This window comes from Caballeronia sp. NCF2 (assembly GCF_023631205.1).
GTDB classification, from domain to species: Bacteria; Pseudomonadota; Gammaproteobacteria; order Burkholderiales; family Burkholderiaceae; genus Caballeronia; species Caballeronia zhejiangensis.
Window position 1 is genome coordinate 60,240 of the sequence record NZ_JALQDN010000054.1, and the last position, 25,337, is coordinate 85,576.

Here is a 25,337-nt window from a genome sequence, read left to right on the forward strand (position 1 = left end):
TCAGCGACAAACGCGATACGGACCCATGTCGACGTGAAAGTGCGTCTTGTGCAAGGCGTTGTAGTCGGGGCCTAATGTGGTATCGAAGGCATGACACGCGCCTTCGTGAACGCGGCGCAGGAACTGGCCGTCGGGCGACGCGGCATCGTCCCAACGAGCGAGCGTGATGCGGCGTCCGTCATCGAGCACGAAGCCGGTCAGATCGATGGCGTTCGCGCTCGCGTGCTGGCTCAGCGCCGCGTCCTGCTGATGATTCACATTGCGGCAAGCATAACTGCCGACATGCTCGATGCGCGCGATGCGCTCGCCATACGTATCGAGCGCGGCCGCCTGAAGATATTGATGCTCGAAGTAGGCGATGCCGAGCGCGAGCGGACACGTCGCGAGAAACGGCGCGCTGAAGCGCACGTCTTGCGATTGCGTGACGCGTACGACGCTTTGGAGCGCGCATCCGCCCGGTCCGGTCGCATCGGCCATCTCGCGATAGACGAGACCCGAGCGCGCGAGCGCGGCATCGCAGCGTTGCGCGTCGTGCATCGTGCGCCATAGTTTGAAGCGCGTGAGCGGACCCTGCGGCGCGCGCACGTCGAGCGGTGCGAAAGGATCGTAACGCTCGGGCAGCACGATGCGTTTCGAATAGACCGCGTAGCCGAACATCGCCGCGCCGGCGAGCAACGCGAGCAACAGCCATCCGACGATGCGTGCGATCACGCGTGATCGGCCGTGTGGGCCGCGCTCACGCGCTCGGCGAGCTTGGCGTCGTAGCTCGAATGTACATGCACGCGCTTTTTCTCGGGATACGCGTACGAATACGCCTTGCGCAACGCGAGCGACGCTTCGTGAAAACCCGACAGAATGAGCTTCTGCTTGTTCGGATAGTTGGCGATATCGCCGACTGCGAAAATGCCCGGCCGCGACGATTCATAGTTGGACGTATCCACTTCGATGCGGCCGCCGCGCACGTCGAGATTCCATGTCGCGATCGGCCCGAGCTCCGACACGAGACCGTAGAGCGCGACGATCTTGTCGACGGCCAGATCGGTCGAGCCTTCCACCTGCTTGATGCGTGCGCCGCGCAGCACGCCATCGGGCGCATCGAGCGATTCGATCATGCCGACGACGAACGACATCTCACCGGCTTCGACCGCGCGCTTCATCGTCGCGACGGAATTCGCGGCTGCTGAAAACCCGTTGCGCCGATGCACGAGCGTGAGCTTCCTGGCGATGTCCTTCAATGCGAGCGCCCAGTCGAGCGCCGAGTCGCCGCCGCCCGCGACGATGATCTCCTTGTCCGCGAAATCGGCCGCGCGCGAGACGCTGTAATGCACGTCGCGGCCTTCGAGCGCGGCGGCTTCGGGCAACTGCAGACGCTGCGGAACGAACGCGCCGTTGCCCGCGGCAATGAGGATCGCGGCGCAATCGAAAGTCATGCCGTTTTCGGTAGTCACGGTCCAGCGATGATCGTCATCGCGCTGCGTGACGGATTGCACGCGTTGATCGAGGTGGATCGGCACGTCGAAGGGACGAATCTGTTCCAGCAGGCGATCGACGAGCTCGCGCGCGGTGCATGAGGGAATCGCGGGAATATCGTAGATCGGCTTGTCGGGGTAGAGCTCGATGCACTGTCCGCCGATGCGGCCGAGCGTATCGACGATCTGGCACGAGAGGCCGATGACGCCCGCCTCGAAGGCCGCGAATAGCCCGACCGGGCCCGCGCCTATGATCAACACGTCGGTTTTTATCGCTTCGCTTTGAGGTTCCATTTCGGGGTTCTTTCCTTGGCCTGCTGACTTTTTCAGCATTCTTCGGGCCACGATACAGAAAGCGTTCTCTCGCGGCAACGAAACCCCTTGCGGCTTAGCGGCGATTGCTTTCAGGCGTCAGGCGCGGGCATCGAAGGCTTCGTCGAAAGAAACGGTTCCGGCGGGGACTTTTTCGCTGAAAGCTAACGCCTGGAAGTATTCGGCGGGCACGCCGGGGAGCGTGAGCGCGGATTCGGGTCGGAAGCCGAAGCGTCCGTAATAACCTGGATCGCCGAGCACGACGCAGCCCGCGGCGCCATCGCGCTTCAGGTGCGCGAGCGCTTCCTTCACGAGTTCGCGGCCGATGCCTTCGCGTTGACGCGCGGGCGTCACGGAAAGCGGACCGAGGCCGAACCAGCCGCTCGCGGTTGCGCTGATGCTGATGGGCGAGATCGCGATATGCCCAATGATGTCGCCGTTTTCCACCGCAACGAGGGATAGCGTGAGGCGGCCCGTTTTTCGCAATGCGTTGACGATGAACTGCTCGGTGTGGCTCGAATAGGGCATATCGAGAAATGCGGCAGTGGTCAGTATTTCGATCGCGTCGATGTCGCTGAGTTGCTCGTGGCGGATTGATGTGGATGCCTTCATAGGGTGCTCTGTCTTGCGGTGGTGAGGCGTGCATTCTAGCTCTGGGCTATGTCGCCGGATCCCGTTTTCGTGTCGGTCTGTTGGCGTTGCCCCTGTGCGGGGCGGCACTCACTTTCTTTGCCGCTGCAAAGAAAGTAAGCAAAGAAAGCAGCTTTTCAGGCCCCCGGTCACACGCAATTTGGGTAGTTCTCTCATCGCAGATGGCACTCGCCTAAAGAGTGCCCTCATAGGCCTAACCCAGCTTGGATCGCGCACGGTCTGCCGCCCGAATGCGTTGAGCGCGCCGGTTCAGCACGAAAAAGCATCGGCACAGCGCTACGCGCTGCCGCCGGGCATTCAAGGGAAACCATCGGTTTGCGCACGCAGTGCGATAGCGATGTCACTAGCGAAGCACACGCATCCCCGATTGCCAAATCGCGCATGACCGCGGGCCTATCAGTAGCTGCTTTCTTTAGTTTTAGTTACTGCAGCCCCGCACAGGGGAAGTGCCAATAGACCGACGCGTAATCGGATTTGATAGAAGCCGAAGGCAAACCAAACATCACTTCGCATTCGCCCCCGAATTCAACTCCCGCGCGTAATACATGGCAGCAGCATCGATCTCCTCGGGCGTCATATTGCGCGCGACATTGCGCATGACCCCATCGATATCGTTGGTCCGCGTCCCATTGGCAAACGCCAGCAACTGCGATTTGGTGTAAGCCGCCGGCAGGCCATCGAGCCACGGACTCCCCGCCTTCGTATCGATGCCCCCATGACACACCGCGCAAGGAGCGATATTTCTCATCGGCGCACCGTGCGCGACGATCGGCGGCGCAAGCGCACTGCTCACCTTGCGCTGCGCCGGCGGCCGCGGCAAGTTCGCGTAATACGCAGCGAGATCGCGCATGTCCTGATCCGAAAGATTCATCGCCATCGGCGACATCACCGCGTTGTTCCGCGCGCCCTTCTGAAAATCGATCAACTGCTTGTAAATCACCGACGCATATTGCCCCGCCAGATTCGGCGAGTTGGCCTCGCTCATGCCACGCTCGCCGTGACACATCGTGCAGCGTAGAGCCAGCGTCGCGCCACGTCCGATCGAATTCGCGCTCACCTTGTCGAGCAGCTGAGGCGTCATCTCGACGCTCGTCAGCTTCTCTTTCGGCTCGACCGCCGCGCCGCCCGCATACCACTCGCGCGGCACGCCCGCCGCGCTGCAGATCGCATTCCAGATGCCGGCGAACTGCGCATCGCGCTGCACCGAAGGCAGCCACACGAACCCTATCAGCGCCGATACCACCGCGACCGCGATCGTCCCCAATACGCTGACCGTGAACCAGCGATTGCGAAATGTGAAGAGGCGTTCGTCGCTCATCGCTGCGCTCCGATCGGCACCGCAGGCACCGCCGTGTCCGAACGCGCCAGCAACTGCGCAATCGGATAGCCGTAGTTGACGAGCGTAAGCCCGATCATCAGCACGAGCCACAGCGCAAAGCTGTTCAACGCCACCGGAAGCGTGCGCGGCTCATGCACCGCGCGGCTGAAGCGGAACGCCTCGGGCTGCACCAGCGGCGCGCGATGTCCCCTTATGAGCACGATGAAAAACAGCACCGCCGACACAACCAGAATCAGCCCGCCGACAACCGATATCACGACGGACAGCGCCTGCGCCGCAAGCGCCGGATCGTTGTAGTCGTAGAACGCCATGCGTCGCGGCATGCCAAGAATGCCGACGAAATGCCACGGAAAAGTCAGCACGATCATGCCGATGAACCACAGCCACAATTGCCAGCGCATCAGCTTCACGCTCTGCAATGCGCGGCCCGTCAGATGCGGCCACAGATCGTAGGCGACCACGAAGTACATGATGACGATCGCGCCGCCGAAGATCAGATGGAAATGCCCCGTCACCCATTGCGTGTTGTGCACGGTCGAATCGAGCTGATAGCTCATGTTGATGAGCCCGCCCGCGCCGCCGAAACCGAGCATCACGAACGAGAACGCGAGCGCAAGCATCATCGGGTTGTCCCACGGCAACGCCTTGATCCATCCGAGCGGACCGCGTCCGCCGCGCAGCCGCGCCGCAATCTCCACCGACGCGCAGATCGTGAACACGGTCAGCAACGTCGGCACGGCGACGAGCGTCGTAAAGACCGAATGCATGAACTTGAAGCCCGAGCCGACTTGCGGATCGGCGAACAAGTGATGAATGCCGATGGGCATCGACACGACGAGGAACAGGATGAACGAGATGCGTGCCATCGCATCGCTGTAGAGACGGCCGCCGATCGCGCGCGGAATGATCGTGTAATACGCGATATACGCCGGCATCAGCCAGAAGTAGACGATCGCGTGCAGCGTCCACGAGAAGAACACGCGCGCGAGTCCCGCGTCGATGGTCGTCTTCCAGCCGATCGCGACAGGCAGAATCATGAACAGCACTTCGATGGCCGCGCCCACCGCCGTCCAACCCCACAGATACGCGCCCGCGACGGTCGCGAACATCGCGAGCGGGATCGGCTTGCCGCGATTCTCGCGCTTCCACGACGCGAGATTCACCGACATCAGCGCCACCCAGACCCACGATCCGACCACGACGAACACGACGCCGACGTAATAGAACACGTTGCCGATCATCGGCGGATAAAAGGTATAGAGCACGGATGCGAGACCCATCGCGACGGGCACAGTAGCCGTCACCGCGCCGATCGCGACGAGCCAGAAGCCGAGCCACGCGAAGCGCAAACCCACGAGCGGGCGCTTCAACGCAAGCTCGCTGACCGCATAGCCGAAGCCCATCGCGATGAGCGTCGGGAACGCGTAGCCCATCACCGTGCCGTGCTCCGTCACCGAGCGATAGTAAAGCTCCGGATTCTGCAGCCACGGATGCAGCGGACTGCGCACGAGCATCTGCCATGCGCCGAGCAGCAGCGCGACACCGAAGGCGATGAACGCCAGCCAGAAATGCGCGAGGACGAGGCGCTTGCTATTGAACACAGGACACTCTCCGCGAATTGGCCGGCATCTTGTCGGCCATCTGCATGAATTCGGCGCGATCCACCACCTTCACATGCGCCCACATGTTCTGATGCCCGGTGCCGCAATACTCGTGACAAGGCATCAGATGGTCGCCCGGCTTGTCGAAGGTCGTCTTGAAGGTCGAGACATAGCCCGGCTCCAGCATCGAATTGATGTTCGTGTCGGTGATCAGAAAGCCGTGCACGACATCCGAACTCGTCGCGCGGAACGTGACCGGCACGCCCGCCGGCACGACAAGACATTGCGGCGTGAACGAATACTGCTGCGCGACGATACGCACCGTCACGGAGCCGTCCGCCTCGGGCGCGCTGCCGAGATTGCTTTCGATGAATTCGCCCGATACGTGCAGCGTTTCCGGGCGGACCGTCTCGACGCGCGAGGGCGGCATCATCGCCCAGTGCACGCCGGTGTAGACGACCATGCCGACCAGCACGACGACGATCGCGAGCACGAGAATCGCCCAGCGCCGTTCGACCCGTTCGGCGACATCGTGCGAGCTTGGATGGATGGCCATATGCGACGCCTTAATGAATCACTGGATCACGCCGCGCGGCAGGAACACGGCGAAGTAAAAGATGAACCAGATGCCGATCACGATCGCGGTCGAGATGCCCGCGAGCGCGATCGCGCCCGACGGGCCGCGCTTCACGATCTCGTCGAGTTGCGCGTCTTCCTTCGCGAGTTCATTCGGGTCTTCGGTCATGGTGTCGTCGATGCTCAATAAAGTGGCGCCGAACGCAGCTCGTTCACTTCCTTCACGGAAACCGGCGTGCCGTGGTTGCCCCACGCGGTGCGGATATACGTGACGACCGCCGCGACCTCGACATCCGAGAGCGACTGCGCGAACGGCGGCATGCCGTAAGGCTTCGGGTTCTTGAACGTGCCCGGCGGATAGCCGCCGTTCAGCACCATGCGGATCGGATTCACCGACGAGTTCATCACGATCGATTGATTGTTCGCGAGCGGCGGGAAATCGGGCGGCTTGCCCTGGCCTTGCGTCGCGTGACATTCGGCGCAGTGCTGGTCGTAGACCTTCTTGCCGAGCGGCGCGAGATCCGAGCGCGCCTCGACGGCCGCCTGGCTCGGCGGCGCGGGCTTGTCGCCGGAACGCGCGGGCAGCGCCTTCAGATAGACGGCCATCGCGCGCACGTCTTCCTCGCTCAGATATTGCAGACTGTCGTAGACAACTTCGGCCATCGGTCCATACACCGCGCCGCGATACGACACGCCCGCATGCAGCAGGCCGACGATGTCCTCCATGCTCCAGTCGCCGAGACCCGCTTCCTTGTTCGACGTGAGCGACGGCGCGTACCAGTTCTGGATCGGGATCAGCCCGCCTTCGAACGCCTTCGACTTCACATTGCCGCCGAGCGCGTTGATCGCGGTGTGGCACATCGAGCAATGACCGAGCCCTTCGACGAGATACGCGCCGCGGTTCCATTCCGCGGATTGCGTCGCGTCCGGCTGATACTCGCCCTCGCGAAAGAAGAGCGAACGCCAGCCGTACAGCAGCTCGCGTCGGTTGAACGGAAAACGCAATTCGTGCGGCCGGTTGGGCTGATGCACCGGCGGCGTGGACATCAGGAATGCGTAGATTGCGTCGGAGTCGGCGCGCGTGACTTTTGTATAGGACGTATAGGGCATCGCGGGATAAAGCAGCGAGCCGTCGCGTGACTTGCCCGAGTGCATCATCGTGTAGAACTCGCCGGCGCTCCAGCTGCCGATGCCCGTCTCCTTGTCCGACGAGATGTTGGGCGTGAAGAGCGTGCCGAAGGGCGTGTCCATCGGACGGCCGCCGCCGAACGTCTTGCCCGCCGGCAGCGTATGGCACGCGATGCAATCGCCCGCGCGCGCGAGATATTCGCCGCGCTTGACGGTCGCGGCGTCGGCGCTCTGCGCGATGGCATGTTCGATCGGCGCGGCGCACGCCGCCATGAAGACCGCGACGGTCAGCGCTCGGAATGGGCGAAAACGGAGCACGTCGGGTCCTCGCTTAGTTGTGGACGCTGCCGCACGCGAGCGGCATCTTGAGCGAACCGGCGGCGACCGGCACCGGATCGGCCGGCGCGGGCAGCGTCGCGAGGTAGGCCGCGATCGCGGTGATGTCGCGGTCAGAGAGCAGTTTCGCGACCTGCCCCATGCAATCCGGCGCGACCGTCGAGCGCGTGCCGTATCGCCATGCGCCGAGTTGCGCGCTGATGTAGTCGGCATGCAGGCCGAGCAGACCGGGAATCGCCGGCTCCATGCCGGTCATCGACGCGCCGTGGCAGCTCACGCAGGCGGGCACGTTGCGCGTAGCGTTGCCCTTCGTGACGAGCGTCTTGCCGAGCTCGAGCGTCTTCGAATCGACGGTGACGGGCGACGGCGGCGGAAACGGCGGATGTTCGCTCGCGAAGTATTCGGCGATCTGCTTCAAATACGCGTCGGGAAGATACGCGAGCAGGTAATTCATCGGCGGATACTTGCGCCGGCCGTCGCGAAAAGCGAGCAGTTGGTTGTACAGATAGCCGGCGGGCTTGCCGGACAGACGCGGGAAGTAGTCGTTGTCGGTGCCCTGGCCCTGCGAGCCGTGGCATGTGGCGCATCCCATCACGCGGGCCTGCATCGTGTCGGGCGCGCGCTCCAGCGGCGCGTTGTCGGCCGCGAACGCTCCGATGCTGAAAAACGCGAAGAGCGCGGACCAAAAGAATGTGCCGAGCTTTGCCACGTTTCGCACGTAACCCCCGTTGTCGATTTGCCGTGTTCGATGTGCCGGGCGCGTGCTGCTCGTCCGGCTCGGTTCTTCAAGGCGCTGCAATGTTCTTGCTGCAGATGGGTTGCGCTAGGCTTTTCTGATCTTAGAAGAGATCGCCCGTTTTTCCCAACTCAGAGATTGTCTCAATCTGTCACATCGATGCGCGTGACAAATCCGAGTGTTTTTTGCGTTCGAACAATGAACCGCATCTTTTTGAGACGAGCAACGACGTCGACCCGATCTGCTAAGGACTGTAGATAGTCGCTTTGCGCGGCCATGTCCATCATTTCGAGATGAACGAGGTGTTGCTCATTTGAGCCCGAGGCGCTTGGCGAGGCGATTGAGATTCGCGCGATCCAGACCGAGCTCGCGCGCCGCCGACGCCCAGTTCTGGTTGTGACGCTTCAACGCGTCGAGGATGAGCGTGCGTTCGTAGGCCGTCACGGCGTCGCGGAAGTCGGCGCCCGGCGCGGGCAGCGGCGCGGCTTCGACGCGCGTCGCGGCATCGGCGGCCAGTGCGGTGTCGCCGGCGAGCGTGAGGTCGGCGGCGGTGAGCGTGAGGATGCGCGGACGTTCGCGATGCGCCGCGAGCGCCTTCAATGCGCTGCGTCCGATCAGATGCTCCAGTTCGCGCACGTTGCCGGGCCAGCGATACGCGAGCAGCGCGGCTTGCGCATCGGCGGAAAGACGCAGGCTCAGGAGGCCGAGGCGCGAGCGGTTCTCTTCGAGAAAGTAGCCGGCGAGCAGCAAGACGTCGCGTCCGCGTTCGCGCAACGGCGGCACGACGAGCGGATACACCGACAGCCGATGATAGAAGTCCGCGCGAAAGCGCCCTTCACGCACTTCCTCGGCGAGATCGCGATTGGTGGCGGCAATGAGCCGCACGTCGACCTTGTGCTCGCTGTCCGAGCCGATCCGCTGCAACTGGCCGTTCTGAAGCACGCGCAGCAGCTTGGCCTGCACGGGCAGCGGCAGCTCGCCGACTTCATCGAGAAAGAGCGTGCCGCCATCGGCGAGTTCGAACTTCCCGCGCCGGTCCGACGACGCGCCCGAAAACGCACCGCGCACATGCCCGAAGAGCTCGCTTTCGACGAGCGTATCGGGCAGCGCCGCGCAATTCAGGCTGACGAGCGGTTTGTCGGCGCGCGGCGAAAGCGCGTGAATCTCGCTCGCGACGAGCTCCTTGCCGACGCCCGTCTCGCCGGTGATGAGCACGGTCAGATCGCTCGACGCGACGATCGCAATCTCTTCCTGCAAGCGGTTATGCGGCTCGCTGCTGCCGATCATTTCGCGCCTTCGCGGCCCGCTCGCCTGCCGATACACCTCCGCACGCTGACGCTCGGCCTCGCTCGATTTCGCGAGCGCATCGATGCGCTCGGCGACGCTCACGGTCGCCGCCGCGAGACTCAAGAACGCCTGCAGCGAAGCCATGTCGATGCCGTCGAAGCGCGCGGGATCGAGCGCGTCGAGCGTCAGCAAACCCCACGCGCGCCCGTTGATGACGAGCGGGCAGCCGAGACAATCGTGCACCTCCAGATCGCCGCTCACGCCCTTGACCAGTCCGTCGTAGGGATCGGGCAAGTCCGAGCCGGCGGCGAAGCGCGTCGGTTCAGCGCGCGCGAGAATGCGTGCGAACCGCGGGTGGTCGCTCACGCGAAAGCGCCGGCCGAGCGTATCGCCCGAAAGACCGTCGATGGCGAGCGGCACGAGCGTGTCGCCGTCGAGCCGCAAGAGCGCGGACGCATCGCTCGGAAACAGCGCGCGCGATGTGTGCAGCAAACGGCGGTAGCGCTCGGTGTCGGGCATCTCGCTCGACAGGTCCTCGATAAGCGGAACGAGCGCATCGAGCAGCACGCGTGAAGTCATTGCGACTACGTCAGCAGTCCTTTTGACTAGAGTCGAATCGACCATGTTTGATAATAAACGATTGATTTATCGACGATTCTACTCTGGCACGGATCGTGTATAGATTCTGCCGAAGAATTCAGACGCGAAAGCGCCCTGCTTTCGCCTTTATCACACGAGGAAACGAACAATGCTGTCAGCAGAACACCGTGCCATCGTCAAAGCGACCGTTCCCCTTCTGGAAAGCGGCGGCGAAGCCCTCACCACGCACTTCTATAACAAGATGCTCAGCGAGTATCCCGAGGTCCGCCCGATGTTCAACCAGGCGCACCAGGCAAGCGGCGCGCAACCACGCGCGCTCGCCAACGGCGTGCTGATGTACGCACGGCACATCGACGAACTGGAGAAGCTCGGAGGGCTCGTCGGCCAGATCATCAACAAGCACGTCGCGCTGGACATCCAGCCGGAACATTATCCGATCGTCGGACGCTGCCTGCTCGCGTCGATCCGTGAGGTGCTCGGCGCGGAAATCGCCACCGACGCCGTCATCGAGGCGTGGGCCGCGGCCTATGGGCAACTTGCGGATCTGCTGATCGGACTCGAGGAAGGCATCTACAGCGAGCGCGAAAACGCGCCGGGCGGCTGGCGCGGCACGCGGCGTTTCGTCGTCGCGCGCAAGGAGAAGGAAAGCGACGAGATCACGTCCTTCTATCTCGTGCCGGAAGACGGCGGCGCGCTGCTCGACTTCCATCCGGGTCAGTACATCGGCTTGCGCCTGTTCATCGACGGCGAGGAACTGCGCCGCAACTACTCGCTCTCGGCCGCACCGAACGGCCGCGAATATCGCATCAGCGTGAAGCGTGAGGCGAATGGCAAGGTGTCGAATTTCCTGCATGAACACGTCGGCGAAAACAGCGTGCTCGATCTCTATCCGCCCGCAGGCGACTTCAAGCTCGAACACAACGACAAGCCGCTCGTGCTCATCAGCGGCGGGGTCGGCATCACGCCGACGCTCGCCATGCTGCAAGCCGCGCTCAAAACGCAACGCCCGGTGCACTTCATCCACTCGGCGCGGCACGGCGGCGTGCACGCGTTCCGTGCGGCGATCGAGGAACTGGCGGCGCGCCATCCGCAACTGAAGCGCTTCTACTGCTACGAGCACAAGCGCGATGGCGATCTCGAAGCGCACGGCATCGGCTTTGTCGACGAAACGCTGCTCGATACGTGGCTGCCGAAGAACCGCGATGTCGATGCCTACTTCCTCGGGCCGAAGGCGTTCATGAAGGCGGTGAAGAAGCATCTGAAGGCGCTCGGCGTGCCCGAAGCGCAGAGCCGCTACGAGTTCTTCGGCCCGGCCGCCGCGCTCGACTGATTCCGTGCGTGGTGCGGCCCTCTCGACCCGCGGCGCATTTGGCCGCGGTTTTTTTTGCGCGTTCCAGCCTTTGCAAGTGGTTACCTCGATTTTGTATAAACCGGCCATTTCAAAAGGCCAGCCAGACGCCTAATCTGCTCTTGCCGCGCCGATCTGGCGCACTTTCAGAACCCAGGCAAAGAGGATACGCAAATGGAACCCCGTCTCGACTTCTACAAAGCCAATCCCGCAGCAATCAAGGCGCTGGTCGGCGTCGAGGAGCGCATCGCGAAGTCCGCGCTCGAGAAATCGCTGACCGAACTGGTACGGCTGCGCGCATCGCAGATCAACGGCTGCGCGTTTTGCGTCGACATGCATACGACCGATGCGCGCAAGGGCGGCGAGACTGATCGGCGGCTGGCGACGGTCGTTGTCTGGCGCGAGACGCCGTTCTTCACCGATCGCGAACGCGCCGCGCTCCAATGGACCGAGGCGTTGACGCTGGTGTCGCAAGACCACGTACCCGATGCCGTGTGGGAAGCCGTGAAGCCCCATTTCAGCGACGATGAAATTGTCGACCTGACGCTGCTCGTTTCCGCGATCAATAGCTGGAACCGTTTCGCGATCGCTTTCCGCAAGCTGCCGGCGTGAGGGCATCGACATGAGAAAGCGCGAAATTCTCGTGCTGGCGGCCGCGCTGATGATCGGTGCAGCGAGCGCCGGCGCGCACGACGCGGCGGGCGCGGAACTCGTCACGCCGATGATCAAGCAGCCCGTGCCGGAAGTGGCCGGCAAGAACGTGCTGATGGCGACCGTCTCGTACAAGCCGGGACAGTCGTCGGAAGCGCACAGGCATCCGGGGTCGATCTTCGCTTACGTGCTGGAGGGCCGCGTGACTTCGCAGCTCGAAGGCGGAAGCGCGAAGACGTATGGCCCCGGCGAATCGTGGTACGAACCGCCGGGCGCGCATCACATCGTGTCGAAGAATGCGAGCGCGACGAAGCCGGCAAAGCTGCTCGTGTTCGCGATCGTCGGCGATGGCGATCCGGTCAAGCAGCCGATCCCGCATTGAGGACAACATGAAGATCGCAGAACCCGACACCGTTTTCATCGCGACGCCGCAGAAGCGTTCGCCGGAGCATCGGCCGCGTTTCGCGCTGTTCGATCTCGGCTTCCGGCCGTTCTACCTGTGCGGCGCGGCGTTCGGCGCGCTCTCGGTGACGGTGTGGCTACTGGTGCTGTCGGGCGTGCCGCTCTTCGGCGGCTATCTGCTGCGCGCGGATCCGGTCGCTTGGCACGCGCACGAGATGGTGTTCGGGTTCGCGGCGGCGATCGTCGCCGGCTTTCTGCTGACGGCCGTGCGCGCGTGGACCGGACGCGACACGGCCAAGGGCGCGACACTCGCATCGCTCGTGCTGCTGTGGCTCGCCGGGCGCGTGCTCGTGTGGAGCGGCCCGGCGCTGCCGGCGGCGATCGTCGATAGCGCGTTCCTGCCGGTCGCCGCGATTCTGCTGCTGCGGGTGCTCGTCGAGGCGGGCAACCGGCGCAACTACTTCATCGCGGTCGTTGTGTTCGCGTTCGGCGCGCTGAACGCCGCGTTCCACGCGTTCGCGATCGACGCGCGCCCCGATCTCGCGATGCGCGCGGTGTGTGCGTCGGCGGGCATCGTCGTGTTGCTCGTCGGCGTGATCGGCGGACGCGTGATCCCGATGTTCACCGCCAATGCAATGCCCGGTTTCATCGCACGGCGCTGGCGCTTCGTCGAGTTGATGGCCGCGCCGCTCACGATCGCGGCGTTTGTCGCGGACGCCTTCGCGCTCGATGGCGCGATCGTCGCGCCGATCGCCTTGCTGGCCTGCGGCGTGCATCTCGCGCGGATGATCGGCTGGCGCTCGTACGCGGTGCGCGGCCGGCCGATTCTCGCGATCCTGCATCTCGCTTATGCGTGGCTGCCGCTCGGCTTCGCACTGCTCGCGCTGTCGGCGCTCGGATGGACACGCGTGCCGCACAGTCTCGCGATGCATGCGTTCGCGGCTGGCGCGATCGGCGGCGCGATCATCGCGATGATCACGCGCACCGCGCGCGGGCATACCGGACGGCCGCTCGTCGCGGACACGCGCGATGTCGCGTGCTACGCGCTCGTGATGTCAGCGGGCGCACTGCGCGTGCTCGGGCCGCTCGTCGCGCCTTCGTGGCATTCGACGTGGGTCTTTGCGGCTGGGTCGTGCTGGGTTCTTGCGTTCGGGCTCTACGTCGCCGCTTATGCCGCGCCGCTCTTCAAGCCGCGCGCGGATGGCAAGCCAGGTTGAGACGGCGACGGATTTTGACATCGGGAAGCGAGGGTTCCGCGAGAATCGCGTCCGGCTTTCCCGATTCCGATTCCGATCCCGCCATGAAGCACCTTCGTTCTCTTTGCGCCGCGGCGATGCTCATCGCCGCTTTGCTCGCCCTTTCCGGCTGCGGCCTCTTCGGATGCAGCGGCTTTGCCACCAACGGCGGCGGCTTCGGCGGCTGCAGCGTCGGCACGCGGTTCTGATTCGATGGCGCGAGGCGGGCGACAAGCCGGGTCGCAAGGATCATCGTCATCACAGCGCAACGCCGCCCGCGGCCTTCGCCTTTTTGGCGCCCGAATACCTCGCCTTCAATGCGAGCGCCTGCTTCTCGATCAAATACCAAGAGAGCGCGCCCGCGAGCCAGGAACCGGGCAGCGCGATCAGCATCATTTGTAGCGCGGAGCCGTCCGGATGGAAGTGATTCACGACCTGCTGAATCGGCCAGCCATAGAGATAGATCCCGTACGAATAGTCTTCGATGGGTCCGAGATTGAGCTTTGGCGCGAAGGCGATCATGAACACGCCATAGGCAATCACCGCGCCGCAGGCAATCTCGAACGCCGGCTGACGGTAGGAAAGCACCGCCGCAAGCAGCAGCGCGAAGAGACCCTGGCGGTTCAGCGGGATGAAATCCCGGTTGACGTAGAGAAAGACACCAGCGGCGAAAAACACGGCAACGCGAAGGTTGGACGGATCGCCCGTGATGAACGGCATGTAGGTCGGCGCGAAGAGTCCGATCGCGACCAACGCGGCAATGCAGACGTTCGCGACCCATCGACTGCGAAGCGCGCCGAGCGCGCCGAACACCAGTACCAGGACGTAAAGCCGGACCTCGACCCAGATGCTCCACAGCGTTCCGTTCACGGCGTTCCGCGCGTGATTGTCCGCGAAGACGCCGGGCAAGCGCTCGGCATACTCATACAGAGAGGCGTTGCGCCAGACAAAGCCGTACGTCTCGGGTGACTCGAAGTAGATTCCGCGCGAAAGCGTCGTCAACGACGGTCCGAGCACGAAGGCGAGCAGCGCCATGCAAACGACCAGCGCCGGGAACAGACGCAGGGCGCGCGAGATGACGAAGTCTTTCACGCTGTGCCGACGATCGAAGCTGAACGTGATGAGAAATCCGCTGATGAGGAAAAAGATATGCAGACCGAGATCGCCCGAATATCGGTAATGCAGGATCGACGTCGTGAAATCTCTGAGACCGTTGGTCGTGGCGGCAAGCGCGAACGAATGCCCATAGACAACGAGCGAAGCGGCGATAAGACGCAACAGCAGGAAATTATTACTGTCCTCTCGGCCGTTCTTATTAAAAGCTTGTCCCAGCGTTCTCATGAATGCCGCCTATTTGGAAGGCGGAATTGTAACGCGGTGTGACACAAATTAATAAGTTGCCGAAGCGGCGGCCCGTTTGACCCGCTCCCTTCTCCGCGCGGCTTCAGCCGAAGACGCGCGGAGAGGACCTTCACACGAGCACTGCTCGGCCACGAACCGGCACAAGGACGTTCGCGGACGACAGTGAAAACCAGGCTAATTTCAGGAAGATATCTGGTTCGTTTTGGTTAGCCCTTGTTGCATGAGACTTTGCTGGTTCTGCGAATGCGCATTGCGCATTGGCTTCAGCACGAAAAGCGCGAGCAGCGCCGATATCGCCGCCATCCCCGCCGCAAGCATGAACACGGCGTGCCAGCTGCCGGTCATCGTCGTGATGACGCTCGAGAACGGCACCAGCAACGCCGCCGTGCCCTTCGCCGTGTACAGCAGGCCCGCGTTCGTCGCCGCGAACTTCGGACCGAAGGTATCGCCGCACGTCGCCGGGAAGAGACTGTAGATTTCGCCCCACGCGAAGAACACGATGCCCGTCAGCACGACAAACGCGATCGGGCTATGCCCGTACTTCGACAACGCGACGATGCCCACCGCCTCGATCGCGAACGCGACGAACATCGTGTTTTCACGTCCGATGCGATCCGAGACCCAACCGAAGAACGGCCGCGTCAGACCGTTGAGCACGCGGTCGATCGTGAGCGCGAAGGTCAGCGCGGGCAAGGTCAAGCCGAGTATCGACACGGGCGAATCGTGCAAGCCGAAGTCCTTCGCGATCGGACCGAGCTGCGCGGTCGCCATCAGGCCGCCGGCGGCCATCATCACGAACATCAGATACATGACCCAGAAGATCGGCGACTGCAGCACCTGCTTCGGACTCGCGTTGTAGACCGCGGCCTTGACCGTGCTCTTCACCGTCGCGAGCAACTGCGCGGGCGGCGCATAGAGCGCCATGCCGAGCAGGAAGACCACGAGGCCCTGGCCGAGACCGAACCACAGGAACGTCGCTTCATAGCCGCTCGATTTGATCATGTGCGCGATCGGCACGACGGTCGCGGCGGAACCCATCCCGAAGCCTGCCGCCGTGATGCCCGCAGCAAGTCCGCGCCGCGTCGGGAACCACTTGAGCGCGTTGCCGACGCACGTGCCGTACACCGCGCCCGCACCCACGCCACCGACCGCCGCGGCGAAGTACAGAAGCGGCAGCGACGACGCCACCGAGTTGATCGCCCACGCGATCGCGCATAGCAGCCCGCCACCGACCACCACCGGCCTTGGACCGTACTTGTCGACGAGATAACCCTCGATAGGCACGAGCCATGTCTCCGTCACGACGAAGATCGTAAACGCCACCTGAATGGCCGCGCGGCCCCAGTGGTACTTCTCGTCGATCGGATTGACGAAGAGCGTCCAGCCGTACTGCATGTTCGCGATCATCGCCATGCAAATCACGCCGAAAACCAACTGCACCCACGGCGACGCGAGGCGCGACGCCTTGTCATCGCGGCCCATCTGGTTCATTCCCATGCCTGTCTCCTTGGCAAATATGCCTTGTGTATGCGGACGTCGAACGACGCCTCCCGCGACGCCCATTCATGCTGCGCGCATATACACAGTATGTGATATATCAAGTAAGTCAAGCGAAAGAAATGGCGGGGTTTTCACTTAGAGGATGAAACGGTGTAAGCGCATGAAAGCTGCAGTGAGCGCGGATCGTACAGACGAAAAAAAGCCCGGCAGAGGGAGACCTGCCGGGCGATGAGCGTGGGCGAGACATGGCAATCCGCAGCACGCCCTCTCTTTATAAATGAAAGTTAAACGTAATGTAAACGGGTATTTTTGTAGGGTTTACGCTGCGGTGTTTTTAGGCGTTTTCAGAACACGTTCACAGGGACATTGACCATCAGCCGGTAGACGTCGCTCGTGCCGTCCGGATAGTACGCGCTATTGCTGTGATGATGCATGTAGTAGAACTTGATCGACGTGTTCTTGAACTTGCCGTCGGGAATCGTGTAGCTCGGGATCACGCCGATTTCGTAGTGCGTACCGCTGATCGGCTTGCCGTTCACCAGATAGTTAGCCGCCTGAGCGCTGTCGCCGTTAGCCATCGCGCTGCCATCCGCGCCCCAGCCGTAAGCACCCCACAACGCGAACTTCGCGCCGGGCAGGCCGTATTCCTTGAGGTTGAGCGAATAGGACAGGCTCACCGATTTTTCATGCGGCTGGTTGTAGTCGACATCGAGCGAATTCGACAGATAATCGCCCGCAGATTGCCCCATGTAGTCGAACGTCTGATCGCTCACGATCTGCTGGAACGCGAACTGCACCGTATGCGCGCCGTGCGTGCCGGCGAGCGCGAGCGAATACGCGTTATTGTTGATCGACCCTTGACGCTTGTCGCCGATCGCGCCGGTGTAGTAGTAGTTCAATGAACCCGTCCAGCGGATGCTCTTCGGATCGCCGATGCTCTGCGTCGCCGTCAGGTAGTACTGCTGCCATACGTTGTTCGCGACGCTGCCGTAGAGCGAGACGGCCGTATCGTCACCGTGTGTCCAGTCGCCGCCGAAGTACGTGAACTGCGAGACGTGCGTGCCGCCGTATTCCGTCGTGAGGCCGGTGACGGTCGTCATGCCGCGCGCGATCACGCCATCGACCGTGCCGGCCTTGAGCGTCAGGTTCTTGATCTCGTCGCTGGCAAGCGAGAAGCCGCGATACGTCGGCGGCAACGCGCGGTTGTCGTGCGGCACGAGGAACGGGTTATCGAAGAGTTGCTGACCGTATTTAAGCACCGTGTTCGACACGCGCGCCTTCACGTCCCACACGCCCGGATACGCCCACGCGAGCTGGTTCGCGCCGCTCGGGTCGCCGCTCGAGGAAACGTGCACGCGATTGCCCGCGCCCTGCCCGCCGTTCAGCTTGAACGCACCGAAGAGCGACACGTCCGCACCCACGCCGATCAGCCCTTTCGTATAGCCCGACTCGAACACGGCCTGCGCACCGAGGACCCACGCGTCCTTCTTGCCTGCGCCCTTGAATTCGTCATGCTCTGTGAAGGACCGCATCAACAGATTCAAGTGCGAATCCTCGATGAATCCCTTCGATTTCGCCTGATTGCTGACGGGCGCATCGGCTTCCGTGTTGGGCGGCGAATCCGGTGCCAGCGCCTTTTGACGCGTGAGCAGATCATCGTCGGCGGATGGCTGCTGCGCCTGCGCGGTCTGCGTCGGCGCCTGTTGCGCATGTGCCGGAACGGCTGCGGCGATATAAGCGCCGAAAAGCAAAATGGACAATGCCGCTGACGTTTTTTGTTTTTTCATGAAAAGTATCTCCACTGACTCGACCCGCAAACAACATGAAATGAACAACTAGAAAGGATTCCGAATTACTCGACAAAGTGAACCGTACCCGTCGATCGCGAAGGATCGGCACGAACGGTCCGTTCAGGGACGCGCTAGTAAAAGAGAAAGTGTCCCTTTACGCCGGGGCCATCACGCATACAGACAGGCGGCCGACGAACTCTCACCAAGCGCGCGCAACACCGGTACTTCGCGTGCGCAACGCGCGTCGGCCATCGGACAGCGCGTATGAAACACGCAGCCCGAAGGCGGATCGATCGGGCTCGGAATGTCGCCCGACAGAATCTGCACGGTCTTTGCGCGCTCGACGGCCGGATCGGGTACCGGTACCGCCGACAGCAACGCCCGCGTATACGGATGACGCGGCGTGTCATAGAGCGCGTGCTTCTCCGCGAGCTCCATCACGCGGCCGAGATACATCACCATCACGCGATCGGAGATGTGCCGCACCACGGCCAGATCGTGCGCGATGAAGATGAGCGCGAGCTTCATCTCTTTTTGCAGCGACTTCAGCAGATTGACGATCTGCGCCTGAATCGACACATCGAGCGCGGACACCGGTTCATCGCAGATGACGAGCTTCGGCTCGACGATCAGCGCCCGCGCAATGCCAATGCGCTGACACTGCCCGCCCGAAAACTCGTGCGGATAGCGGTTGATCATCTGCTCGCGCAGACCGACCTTGGCCATCATCGCGCGCACGCGTTCTTCGACTTCACGCGTGTTCATGCCCGGCCGATGCTCGACGAGCGGCTCCGCGATGATCTGCCCGATCGTCATGCGCGGATCGAGCGATGCGAGCGGGTCCTGAAAGATCATCTGCACGTCGCCGCGCACGCGATGCCATTCACGCGTCGAAGCGCCCGACAAGCGCGCGCCCATCCACACGATGTCGCCGCTCGTCGCGGGAATGAGATTGAGGATCGCGCGCGACAACGTGGACTTGCCGCAACCCGATTCGCCGACGACGCCGAGCGTCTCACCCGCCTTGAGATCGAAGCTCACGCCGTCGACGGCCTTTAGCGTGCGGCGCGCCGCCCACGGCAGACGGTTCTTCGGCTTCACCTGAAAATGCACGCGCATGTCGCGCACGGAGAGAATCGTCGCGTCAGACATGGCTCGCTTCCTTCTTGATCAGATGAACCGGACGATGACAGGCCCGCAGCCAGCCCGGTCCGATCGCCTTCAGCGCGGGCGCATCGACGGCGCATTCATCGCTTGCATCGGCGCATCGTTCGTGGAACGGACAGCCCGCCGGCGGATGGGCCATGTTCGGCGGATTGCCGGGGATGCCGGTCAGCTCGCCGCCGTCGTGATCGAGACGCGGCAACGCGCGCAACAGGCCGACCGTGTACGGATGCGAAGGCTGCGCGAACAACGTGTTCGCATCGCACTGTTCCATCACACGCCCGCCGTACATCACCATGACTTTTTCGCACAAGCCGGCGACGACGCCGAGATCGTGCGTGATCAATACGATCGACGTGCCGAAGTCATGCTGGAGATTGCGCAACAATTGCAGAATCTGCGCTTGCACGGTGACGTCGAGCGCGGTGGTCGGCTCGTCGGCGAACAGCACTTCGGGCTCGCACAGCAACGCCATTGCGATCATCACCCGCTGACGCATGCCGCCCGACAACTCGTGCGGATACTGCCCGATGCGATGTGCGGCCTCGGGAATGCGCACGGCTTCGAGCATCGAGATTGCGCGCTTCTTCGCTTCGCGGCGCGTGACGTTCTTGTGCAGTTCGAGCACTTCGGTCATCTGCCGCTCGATCGTGAGATACGGATTGAGCGAGCTCATCGGATCCTGGAAGATCATCGACAGGCGATTGCCGCGGATGCGGTTCATCGCGCGATTCGTCATGCCGATGAGATTCTCGCCGCGATACATCGCGCGTCCGCTCGCGCGCCCATTCGATGCGAGCAGGCCGAGCATCGCGAGCACGCTCTGGCTCTTGCCCGAGCCCGACTCGCCGACAATGCCGAGCGTCTCGCCCTCTTCCAGCGTGAAATTCACGCCGTTGACGGCGCACACGGCGGCGTCGTGCGTCCTGAATTCGACTTGCAGATCGTTGACTTCGAGTAGCGGCATGGCTCACCTGTCCTTCGGATCGAGCGCGTCGCGCAGCCCGTCGCCGACAAAGTTGATGCAGTAAAGCGTGATCGAGAGCAGCGCCGCCGGAAACAGCAGAATCCACGGCGACGACTCCATCACGCCGACGCCGTCTTGAATCAGCACGCCCCAGCTCGTCATCGGTTCCTGCACGCCGAGGCCGAGGAACGACAGCACGGATTCCGTGAGGATGACGGCAGGCACGGTGACAGTCGTATAGATCGCGACGATGCCGAGCAGATTCGGCACCACATGCCGCGCGATGATGCGCCGCGTCGGCACGCCGATCGCGCGCGCCGCTTCGACATATTCCTTGGAGCGGATCGACAGCGTCTGGCCGCGCACGACGCGCGCCATGTCCATCCACGAAAAGATCGTGATGGTGATGACGACGAGATAGAACTCGCGGCCGAGCAGCGTCACCATCAGAATCGCGATGAGCAGATACGGAATCGCGTACATCATGTCGACGATACGCATCATCGCGTTATCGACGCGTCCGCCGACGAAGCCCGCGACCGCGCCCCACAGGATGCCGAGCGTCACCGACGTGAGCGTGGCGAGCGCGCCGATCATCAGGGACACGCGCCCGCCGATCAGGCAGCGCACGAGCAGATCGCGGCCAGTGTCGTCGGTGCCGAACAGATGCCAGTTGGCGAGCGTCGGCGCGACGCTCGTCGCGTTCCAGTCGGTCGAGTCGAATTCGTTCGGCAACAACCACGGTCCGACGATGCACGCGAGCGTGATCAGCACGAGCAGCGCGAGACTCACGACCGCCGCCTTGTTGCGCAGGAAACGCGCGCGCGCGTCCTGCCACGGGCTGCGGCCGGCGACCGCCTTTTCGAGCATCGGTGCAAGAGAAGCAGATTTCATCGCGCGCCCTTTCAGTAACGAATCTTCGGATCGAGCCACGCATACGCGAGATCGACCAGCAGGTTGAGCAGCACGGCCACCACCGTGACGAGCACGACGAGTCCGAGCACGAGCGTGTAATCGCGATTGGCCGCGCCGTTCACGATCAGCTTGCCGATGCCCGGCAGCGAGAACACCGATTCCGTGACGACCGCCGCCGTGATCGACGAGATCGCGAGCGGGCCGATCACCGAGACGACAGGAATGAGCGTCGGCTTCAGCGCATGGCGCAGCACGATGGTGCGCATCGGCAAGCCTTTCGCGCGCGCGGTGCGGATGTAGTTCGTGTTCAGCACTTCGATCAGACTCGCGCGCGTCACGCGGCCGACCGTGGCGACGTTGATCATCACGAGCAGCGCGACGGGCAGCGCCATATAGCGCAACTGGAAGTCGTTCCAGCCGCCCGCGGGCAGCCACTTGAGCAGGATCGCGAAGACGAGGATCAACACCGGCCCGAGCACGGACGACGGGAACGCATTGCCCGCGTTGCTGGCGAGCATCAGCACATAGTCCGCGATGCTATTGCGGCGCAGTGCCGCGGCGATGCCGAGCGCGACGCCGATCACGATGGCAAGCAGCATCGACACGCCGCCGATCGTCAGCGATACCGGCAGCGCACGAAGCACGAGATCGTTCACGCTCCAGTCGGCATAACGGAACGACGCACCGAGATCGCCGTGCAGAAGGTCTCGAAGATAGAACACATACTGCTTCCACAGCGGCTCGTCGAGGTGATACTTCGCCTGCAGATTCGCGAGCACTTCCGCCGGAATCTTGCGCTCGCCATCGAACGGACCGCCCGGCGTTGCGTGCAGGAGCAGATAGCAGATCGTCACGACGATCAGCAGCGTCGGCAGCGTGAGCAACACGCGCCGCAAGGTATAGGACCACATGAAAGGCTCCTTGCCGTCAGTGCTTGACGATGTAGAGATCCTTGCTGCCGTAATGATCCATCGGATTCTTCAGCGAGTATCCGCCGACGTAGCTCTTCACGAGGCGCGGCAGGCCGTATTGCAGGAGCGGCAGCATCGGATAGTCGTCCATTACGATCTTCGCGGCCTGCGTCTGCAACTGCGTGCGCTTGGCTTGATCCGTGGTTTCGCCGGCTTCCTTGATGAGCGCGTCGGCCTTCGGGTTGCAGCTGAAATTGTCGTTCTGCTCCGACTTGCATTGCACGAGCGTAAGGAAGGTCGTCGCGTCGTTGTAATCGGCGACCCAGCCGTTGCGTGCGATCTGATAGTCGCCTTCATGGCGCTTCTTCAACAGCACCTTGAACTCCATCGATTCGATGTCCATCGCGAGGCCGAGCTTCGACTTCCATTCCGATGCGACGAAGATCGCCATCTTCTTGTTGTAATCGCTCGTGTTCATCGCGAATCGCAGCTTCGTTCCGGGCTTCACGCCCGCCTGTTCGAGCAGCTTCTTGGCTTCCTCGACCCGCTTGGCCATCGGCCACGTCGCCCATTCGTAGTTCGACACGTCGGCGCCGCTCACGCCCTTCGGCAGCAGGCCGTAAAGCGGCGTCTGACCATCGGCGGTCACGCGTTGCGCGAGCAGGTCGCGGTCGATGACCATCGAGAGCGCCTTGCGCACGCGCACGTCCTTCAGCAGCGGATCGCGATTGTTGAAGCTGTAGTAGCGCGTACCGAGAATCAGCGAGTTGCGGATGTCCTTCGGGAACTGCTGGCTGTACTTCGCGTAGGTGCCGGTCGGAAGCTGATACGTCATGTCGTTCTCGCCGGACTGGAACAGCTTGACGTCGGTGTTCTCGTCTTCGACCGGCAGATACGTGACTTGCGTCAGTTGAACGTTCGCCTTGTCCCAGTAGTTCGCGTTCTTCGTCAGCACGAGCTTGCTGTTGACCTGCCAGTCCTTCAACTGGAACGCGCCGTTGCTGACGATGTTGCCCGGCTTCGTCCATTCCTTGCCGAATTTCTCGATCGTCGCGCGATGCACCGGCCCGAGGTTCGGATTCGACATCAGTTCCGGCAGGAACGGCACGGGTCCGGCGGTCTTGATTTCGACGGTGCTCGCGTCGATGGCGCGCACCCCGAGCGCGCTCGCCGGCTTCTTGCCCGCGGCGATATCCGCGCCGTTCAGCAGGAACGGGCCGTACACGCTCGCATACGACGACGCCGTTTTCGGGTCGAGGAAGCGCTGGCAGCCGTACACGAAATCGTTTGCGGTGACGGCGTCGCCATTGGACCAGCGGGCGTTCTTGCGCAGATGGAAAATCCAGGTCGTCGCGTCCTTCTGTTCCCATTTTTCCGCGACACCGGGCACGACCGTGCCGTCCGAATTCGTCGCGGTCAGGCTCTCGAACAGGTCGCGCGAGACGTTGGCCGCCACCACGGTTTCGACCAGCGCCGGATCGAGCGTCTCGACCTCCGAGCCGTTGTTGCGCACGAGTTCCTGCTTCGCGGCGAGCGCAACACCCGGCGGCACGATGGCGGCCGACGCGTTCAGCGCGGAGAACGCGAGCAGCGCCGCGGCGGCGGCGAGTTTCGTGCGTTGGATCGATGCGTGGGGAACGGCAAAAAACGTCATGGGGAATCCTCTTTCCTGTCTCGTTTATCGATTGTTGCCTTTCGCCGGGCTTTCGAAATTTGGCAGTCCTTCGTGTAGCGGATCGTTTATCGCCGTTGGGCTAAACAAAGCAGCTTCAAGCCCGGAGAATCTAACGTATTGCTTTCTATCATCTGTCGGCGCGCCAATGCCGATAACTCGTTGAAAACCGCGCGTCTGGCGGATATTTCTTACGTAGACGCTTTCATTCGTGCTTCAGGCTGGCGGCGAGTATTTCGTATCAATAAGACGGATGCCACTCACATGTGCTTATAGTCACTAAATTTTTCGAATAGTCGTTTAATTTGTTGGTTTAACGCACTTTCGGGCTTTTGTTAGCTGAACAGGGTTAAGGCAGCAAGTGTTTGTTTCCTATAAGATTGCGTCGCCGTATAACCGCCGCTTCAGAGCCGTCCGAAAGATGATCCGTTTCCGCCAGATCGAGGCATTTCGCAGCCTCATCATGACCGGCACCAGTGTCGGCGCAGCAAAAAAACTCCATGTGACGCAGCCCGCAATCAGCCGCCTGATCGCCGATCTCGAAGCCGATCTCGGCTTCAGCCTGTTCTCGCGCATCGGCGGCCGTCTCAATCCGACGACCGCCGGCCTGCGCTTCTACAAGTCCGTCGAGGAGAACTTCCTCGGCCTGGAGCGCTTGAAGCAGGTCGCCGCAATGATTCGCGAGGAAGCTTCAGACAGCCTCACGGTCGCATGCATGCCCGTGCTCGCGACCACGCTTTTGCCGCCCGTACTCGCCGATTTCACCGAACGTCATCCCGGCGTGCCGATCAAGGTCGATTCGGTGAAAGTGCCGGAAGTGCTGGTGAACCTGCAGAACCACAAGGCCGATGTCGCGTTGAGCCTGGCGTTTCCGGCGGTCGCGGGCATCGAGGTGGAGACGCTGCTCAAGGCGCGCGCGTCGTGCGCGATGCCCACGACGCACAAGCTCGCGAAGAAGAAGATCGTGCGCCCTTCCGACTTGCGCGGCGAAAAGCTCATCGGCTGGCTGCCGAACGCGCGCCAGCCGTACGAGGCGGAGCAATCGCTGATTTCATCGACGGAAGACCGGCCGCGTTACACCGTTTTCACCGACACGGCGCACACGCGTTACGCGATGGTGGCGGGCGGGCTCGGCATTTCGATCGTCGAGCCGTTCGCGGCCAAGGTCTGGCGCGCGCACGGCGTGGTCGTGCGGCCGTTCGAGACCGACATCGAATATGAATACGTGCTGTCGTATCCGAGCAGCGGCATCCGCTCCGATCTCGTCGCATCGTTCCGAAGTTCGGTGAAGCGCGTGGTCGAGCACTATTCGTTCGAGGCCGCCGAAGAAGCGCCTCTCGCGGAGGACTGACGCACCGCGCGCCACTCGGCCGCCGATCGGTTTT

Annotated in this window: 24 protein-coding genes; 6 read left to right on the forward strand and 18 right to left on the reverse strand. The window is 62.7% G+C overall.

Going from position 1 to position 25,337, the window contains the following annotated elements; genetic code table 11:
• The 10 genes from NCS02_RS17895 to norR all read right to left on the reverse strand — a co-directional run bounded on the left by NCS02_RS17895 (position 1) and on the right by norR (position 10,059).
• Positions 1-711, reverse strand: a complete 711-nt coding sequence (locus NCS02_RS17895; RefSeq protein ID WP_250503012.1) for an extensin-like domain-containing protein — start codon at positions 709-711, stop codon at positions 1-3.
• Positions 708-1,763: an NAD(P)/FAD-dependent oxidoreductase gene (locus NCS02_RS17900; protein WP_175979399.1), complete on the reverse strand. Its 1,056-nt coding sequence runs from the start codon at positions 1,761-1,763 to the stop codon at positions 708-710. The genes NCS02_RS17895 and NCS02_RS17900 overlap by 4 nt, the downstream gene beginning before the upstream one ends.
• Positions 1,764-1,880: 117 nt before the next feature.
• Positions 1,881-2,393, reverse strand: coding sequence for a GNAT family N-acetyltransferase (locus NCS02_RS17905; protein WP_250503014.1), 513 nt, complete (start codon positions 2,391-2,393; stop codon positions 1,881-1,883).
• A 541-nt stretch (positions 2,394-2,934) separates the two neighbouring features.
• Positions 2,935-3,750, reverse strand: a complete 816-nt coding sequence (locus NCS02_RS17910) for a c-type cytochrome (protein ID WP_250435891.1) — start codon at positions 3,748-3,750, stop codon at positions 2,935-2,937.
• On the reverse strand, positions 3,747-5,372 hold the full coding sequence (locus tag NCS02_RS17915; RefSeq protein ID WP_250523253.1) for a b(o/a)3-type cytochrome-c oxidase subunit 1: 1,626 nt from the start codon (positions 5,370-5,372) through the stop codon (positions 3,747-3,749). Before NCS02_RS17915 ends, NCS02_RS17910 begins: the two co-directional genes overlap by 4 nt.
• Positions 5,362-5,928: a cupredoxin domain-containing protein gene (locus NCS02_RS17920; RefSeq protein WP_175979402.1), complete on the reverse strand. Its 567-nt coding sequence runs from the start codon at positions 5,926-5,928 to the stop codon at positions 5,362-5,364. The genes NCS02_RS17915 and NCS02_RS17920 overlap by 11 nt, the downstream gene beginning before the upstream one ends.
• Positions 5,929-5,946: 18 nt before the next feature.
• Positions 5,947-6,117 carry a hypothetical protein gene (locus NCS02_RS17925; RefSeq protein ID WP_033537070.1) on the reverse strand — a complete coding sequence of 57 codons (171 nt, stop codon included), beginning with the start codon at positions 6,115-6,117 and terminating at the stop codon, positions 5,947-5,949.
• A 14-nt stretch (positions 6,118-6,131) separates the two neighbouring features.
• Complete coding sequence (locus NCS02_RS17930) at positions 6,132-7,349, reverse strand: c-type cytochrome (RefSeq protein WP_250523264.1); 1,218 nt, start codon at positions 7,347-7,349, stop codon at positions 6,132-6,134.
• A gap of 58 nt (positions 7,350-7,407) precedes the next feature.
• A complete protein-coding gene (locus NCS02_RS17935; RefSeq protein ID WP_033537071.1) occupies positions 7,408-8,070 on the reverse strand; it encodes a c-type cytochrome in 663 nt (220 codons plus the stop codon).
• A 387-nt stretch (positions 8,071-8,457) separates the two neighbouring features.
• Positions 8,458-10,059 carry a nitric oxide reductase transcriptional regulator NorR gene (gene norR / locus NCS02_RS17940; protein ID WP_250503015.1) on the reverse strand — a complete coding sequence of 534 codons (1,602 nt, stop codon included), beginning with the start codon at positions 10,057-10,059 and terminating at the stop codon, positions 8,458-8,460.
• Positions 10,060-10,183: 124 nt separating this feature from the next.
• Here norR and hmpA point away from each other — a divergent pair, with 124 nt between their 5' ends.
• The 5 genes from hmpA (at position 10,184) to NCS02_RS17965 (ending at position 13,880) form a co-directional block, all read left to right on the forward strand.
• Positions 10,184-11,365 (forward strand): NO-inducible flavohemoprotein, encoded by a 1,182-nt coding sequence (hmpA, locus tag NCS02_RS17945; protein ID WP_008353194.1) that lies wholly within the window; start codon positions 10,184-10,186, stop codon positions 11,363-11,365.
• 192 nt (positions 11,366-11,557) lie between these two features.
• A complete protein-coding gene (locus NCS02_RS17950) occupies positions 11,558-11,995 on the forward strand; it encodes a carboxymuconolactone decarboxylase family protein (protein ID WP_250503016.1) in 438 nt (145 codons plus the stop codon).
• A 10-nt stretch (positions 11,996-12,005) separates the two neighbouring features.
• Positions 12,006-12,416 (forward strand): cupin domain-containing protein, encoded by a 411-nt coding sequence (locus NCS02_RS17955; protein WP_250519915.1) that lies wholly within the window; start codon positions 12,006-12,008, stop codon positions 12,414-12,416.
• 7 nt (positions 12,417-12,423) lie between these two features.
• Positions 12,424-13,653, forward strand: a complete 1,230-nt coding sequence (locus tag NCS02_RS17960; protein ID WP_008353189.1) for an NnrS family protein — start codon at positions 12,424-12,426, stop codon at positions 13,651-13,653.
• An 83-nt stretch (positions 13,654-13,736) separates the two neighbouring features.
• The gene (locus tag NCS02_RS17965) at positions 13,737-13,880 is read left to right on the forward strand and encodes a hypothetical protein (RefSeq protein ID WP_250435901.1); all 144 of its coding nucleotides are present in this window, start codon (positions 13,737-13,739) and stop codon (positions 13,878-13,880) included.
• 49 nt (positions 13,881-13,929) lie between these two features.
• On the opposite strand, the gene NCS02_RS17970 is transcribed toward NCS02_RS17965, so the two are convergent.
• The 8 genes from NCS02_RS17970 to NCS02_RS18005 all read right to left on the reverse strand — a co-directional run bounded on the left by NCS02_RS17970 (position 13,930) and on the right by NCS02_RS18005 (position 23,934).
• A complete protein-coding gene (locus tag NCS02_RS17970; protein ID WP_250503018.1) occupies positions 13,930-15,012 on the reverse strand; it encodes an acyltransferase family protein in 1,083 nt (360 codons plus the stop codon).
• Between the two features lie 201 nt (positions 15,013-15,213).
• Positions 15,214-16,530 (reverse strand): oxalate/formate MFS antiporter, encoded by a 1,317-nt coding sequence (oxlT, locus tag NCS02_RS17975; protein WP_250503019.1) that lies wholly within the window; start codon positions 16,528-16,530, stop codon positions 15,214-15,216.
• A 347-nt stretch (positions 16,531-16,877) separates the two neighbouring features.
• Positions 16,878-18,320, reverse strand: coding sequence for an OprD family outer membrane porin (locus NCS02_RS17980; protein WP_175979409.1), 1,443 nt, complete (start codon positions 18,318-18,320; stop codon positions 16,878-16,880).
• Positions 18,321-18,491: 171 nt separating this feature from the next.
• Entirely contained in the window at positions 18,492-19,475 is a 984-nt protein-coding gene (gene oppF / locus NCS02_RS17985) for a murein tripeptide/oligopeptide ABC transporter ATP binding protein OppF (RefSeq protein ID WP_175979410.1), read from the reverse strand.
• Positions 19,468-20,454, reverse strand: a complete 987-nt coding sequence (locus tag NCS02_RS17990) for an ABC transporter ATP-binding protein (protein WP_250503020.1) — start codon at positions 20,452-20,454, stop codon at positions 19,468-19,470. The genes oppF and NCS02_RS17990 overlap by 8 nt, the downstream gene beginning before the upstream one ends.
• A 3-nt stretch (positions 20,455-20,457) precedes the next feature.
• Entirely contained in the window at positions 20,458-21,348 is an 891-nt protein-coding gene (locus NCS02_RS17995) for an ABC transporter permease subunit (RefSeq protein ID WP_409014175.1), read from the reverse strand.
• Between the two features lie 11 nt (positions 21,349-21,359).
• Positions 21,360-22,280, reverse strand: coding sequence for an oligopeptide ABC transporter permease OppB (gene oppB / locus NCS02_RS18000; RefSeq protein WP_250523254.1), 921 nt, complete (start codon positions 22,278-22,280; stop codon positions 21,360-21,362).
• A gap of 16 nt (positions 22,281-22,296) precedes the next feature.
• Positions 22,297-23,934 (reverse strand): peptide ABC transporter substrate-binding protein, encoded by a 1,638-nt coding sequence (locus NCS02_RS18005; RefSeq protein ID WP_250503021.1) that lies wholly within the window; start codon positions 23,932-23,934, stop codon positions 22,297-22,299.
• Between the two features lie 439 nt (positions 23,935-24,373).
• Between NCS02_RS18005 and NCS02_RS18010 the strand changes: the two genes are divergently transcribed.
• Complete coding sequence (locus NCS02_RS18010) at positions 24,374-25,303, forward strand: LysR substrate-binding domain-containing protein (protein WP_008353175.1); 930 nt, start codon at positions 24,374-24,376, stop codon at positions 25,301-25,303.
• The last annotated feature ends 34 nt before the right edge of the window (positions 25,304-25,337 follow it).

Coding starts and splice junctions, on each gene's coding strand:
- oxlT (WP_250503019.1), bottom strand. CDS start 16,530: ATGGGAATGAACCAGATGGGCCGCGATGACAAGGCGTCGCGCCTCGCG.
- NCS02_RS17990 (WP_250503020.1), bottom strand. CDS start 20,454: ATGCCGCTACTCGAAGTCAACGATCTGCAAGTCGAATTCAGGACGCAC.
- NCS02_RS17905 (WP_250503014.1), bottom strand. CDS start 2,393: ATGAAGGCATCCACATCAATCCGCCACGAGCAACTCAGCGACATCGAC.
- oppF (WP_175979410.1), bottom strand. CDS start 19,475: ATGTCTGACGCGACGATTCTCTCCGTGCGCGACATGCGCGTGCATTTT.
- NCS02_RS17980 (WP_175979409.1), bottom strand. CDS start 18,320: ATGAAAAAACAAAAAACGTCAGCGGCATTGTCCATTTTGCTTTTCGGC.
- NCS02_RS17950 (WP_250503016.1), top strand. CDS start 11,558: ATGGAACCCCGTCTCGACTTCTACAAAGCCAATCCCGCAGCAATCAAG.
- NCS02_RS17920 (WP_175979402.1), bottom strand. CDS start 5,928: ATGGCCATCCATCCAAGCTCGCACGATGTCGCCGAACGGGTCGAACGG.
- NCS02_RS18005 (WP_250503021.1), bottom strand. CDS start 23,934: ATGACGTTTTTTGCCGTTCCCCACGCATCGATCCAACGCACGAAACTC.
- NCS02_RS18010 (WP_008353175.1), top strand. CDS start 24,374: ATGATCCGTTTCCGCCAGATCGAGGCATTTCGCAGCCTCATCATGACC.
- hmpA (WP_008353194.1), top strand. CDS start 10,184: ATGCTGTCAGCAGAACACCGTGCCATCGTCAAAGCGACCGTTCCCCTT.
- norR (WP_250503015.1), bottom strand. CDS start 10,059: ATGGTCGATTCGACTCTAGTCAAAAGGACTGCTGACGTAGTCGCAATG.
- NCS02_RS17925 (WP_033537070.1), bottom strand. CDS start 6,117: ATGACCGAAGACCCGAATGAACTCGCGAAGGAAGACGCGCAACTCGAC.
- NCS02_RS17995 (WP_409014175.1), bottom strand. CDS start 21,348: ATGAAATCTGCTTCTCTTGCACCGATGCTCGAAAAGGCGGTCGCCGGC.
- NCS02_RS17965 (WP_250435901.1), top strand. CDS start 13,737: ATGAAGCACCTTCGTTCTCTTTGCGCCGCGGCGATGCTCATCGCCGCT.
- NCS02_RS17960 (WP_008353189.1), top strand. CDS start 12,424: ATGAAGATCGCAGAACCCGACACCGTTTTCATCGCGACGCCGCAGAAG.
- NCS02_RS17970 (WP_250503018.1), bottom strand. CDS start 15,012: ATGAGAACGCTGGGACAAGCTTTTAATAAGAACGGCCGAGAGGACAGT.
- NCS02_RS17930 (WP_250523264.1), bottom strand. CDS start 7,349: ATGGCGGCGTGCGCCGCGCCGATCGAACATGCCATCGCGCAGAGCGCC.
- oppB (WP_250523254.1), bottom strand. CDS start 22,280: ATGTGGTCCTATACCTTGCGGCGCGTGTTGCTCACGCTGCCGACGCTG.
- NCS02_RS17900 (WP_175979399.1), bottom strand. CDS start 1,763: ATGGAACCTCAAAGCGAAGCGATAAAAACCGACGTGTTGATCATAGGC.
- NCS02_RS17955 (WP_250519915.1), top strand. CDS start 12,006: ATGAGAAAGCGCGAAATTCTCGTGCTGGCGGCCGCGCTGATGATCGGT.
- NCS02_RS17910 (WP_250435891.1), bottom strand. CDS start 3,750: ATGAGCGACGAACGCCTCTTCACATTTCGCAATCGCTGGTTCACGGTC.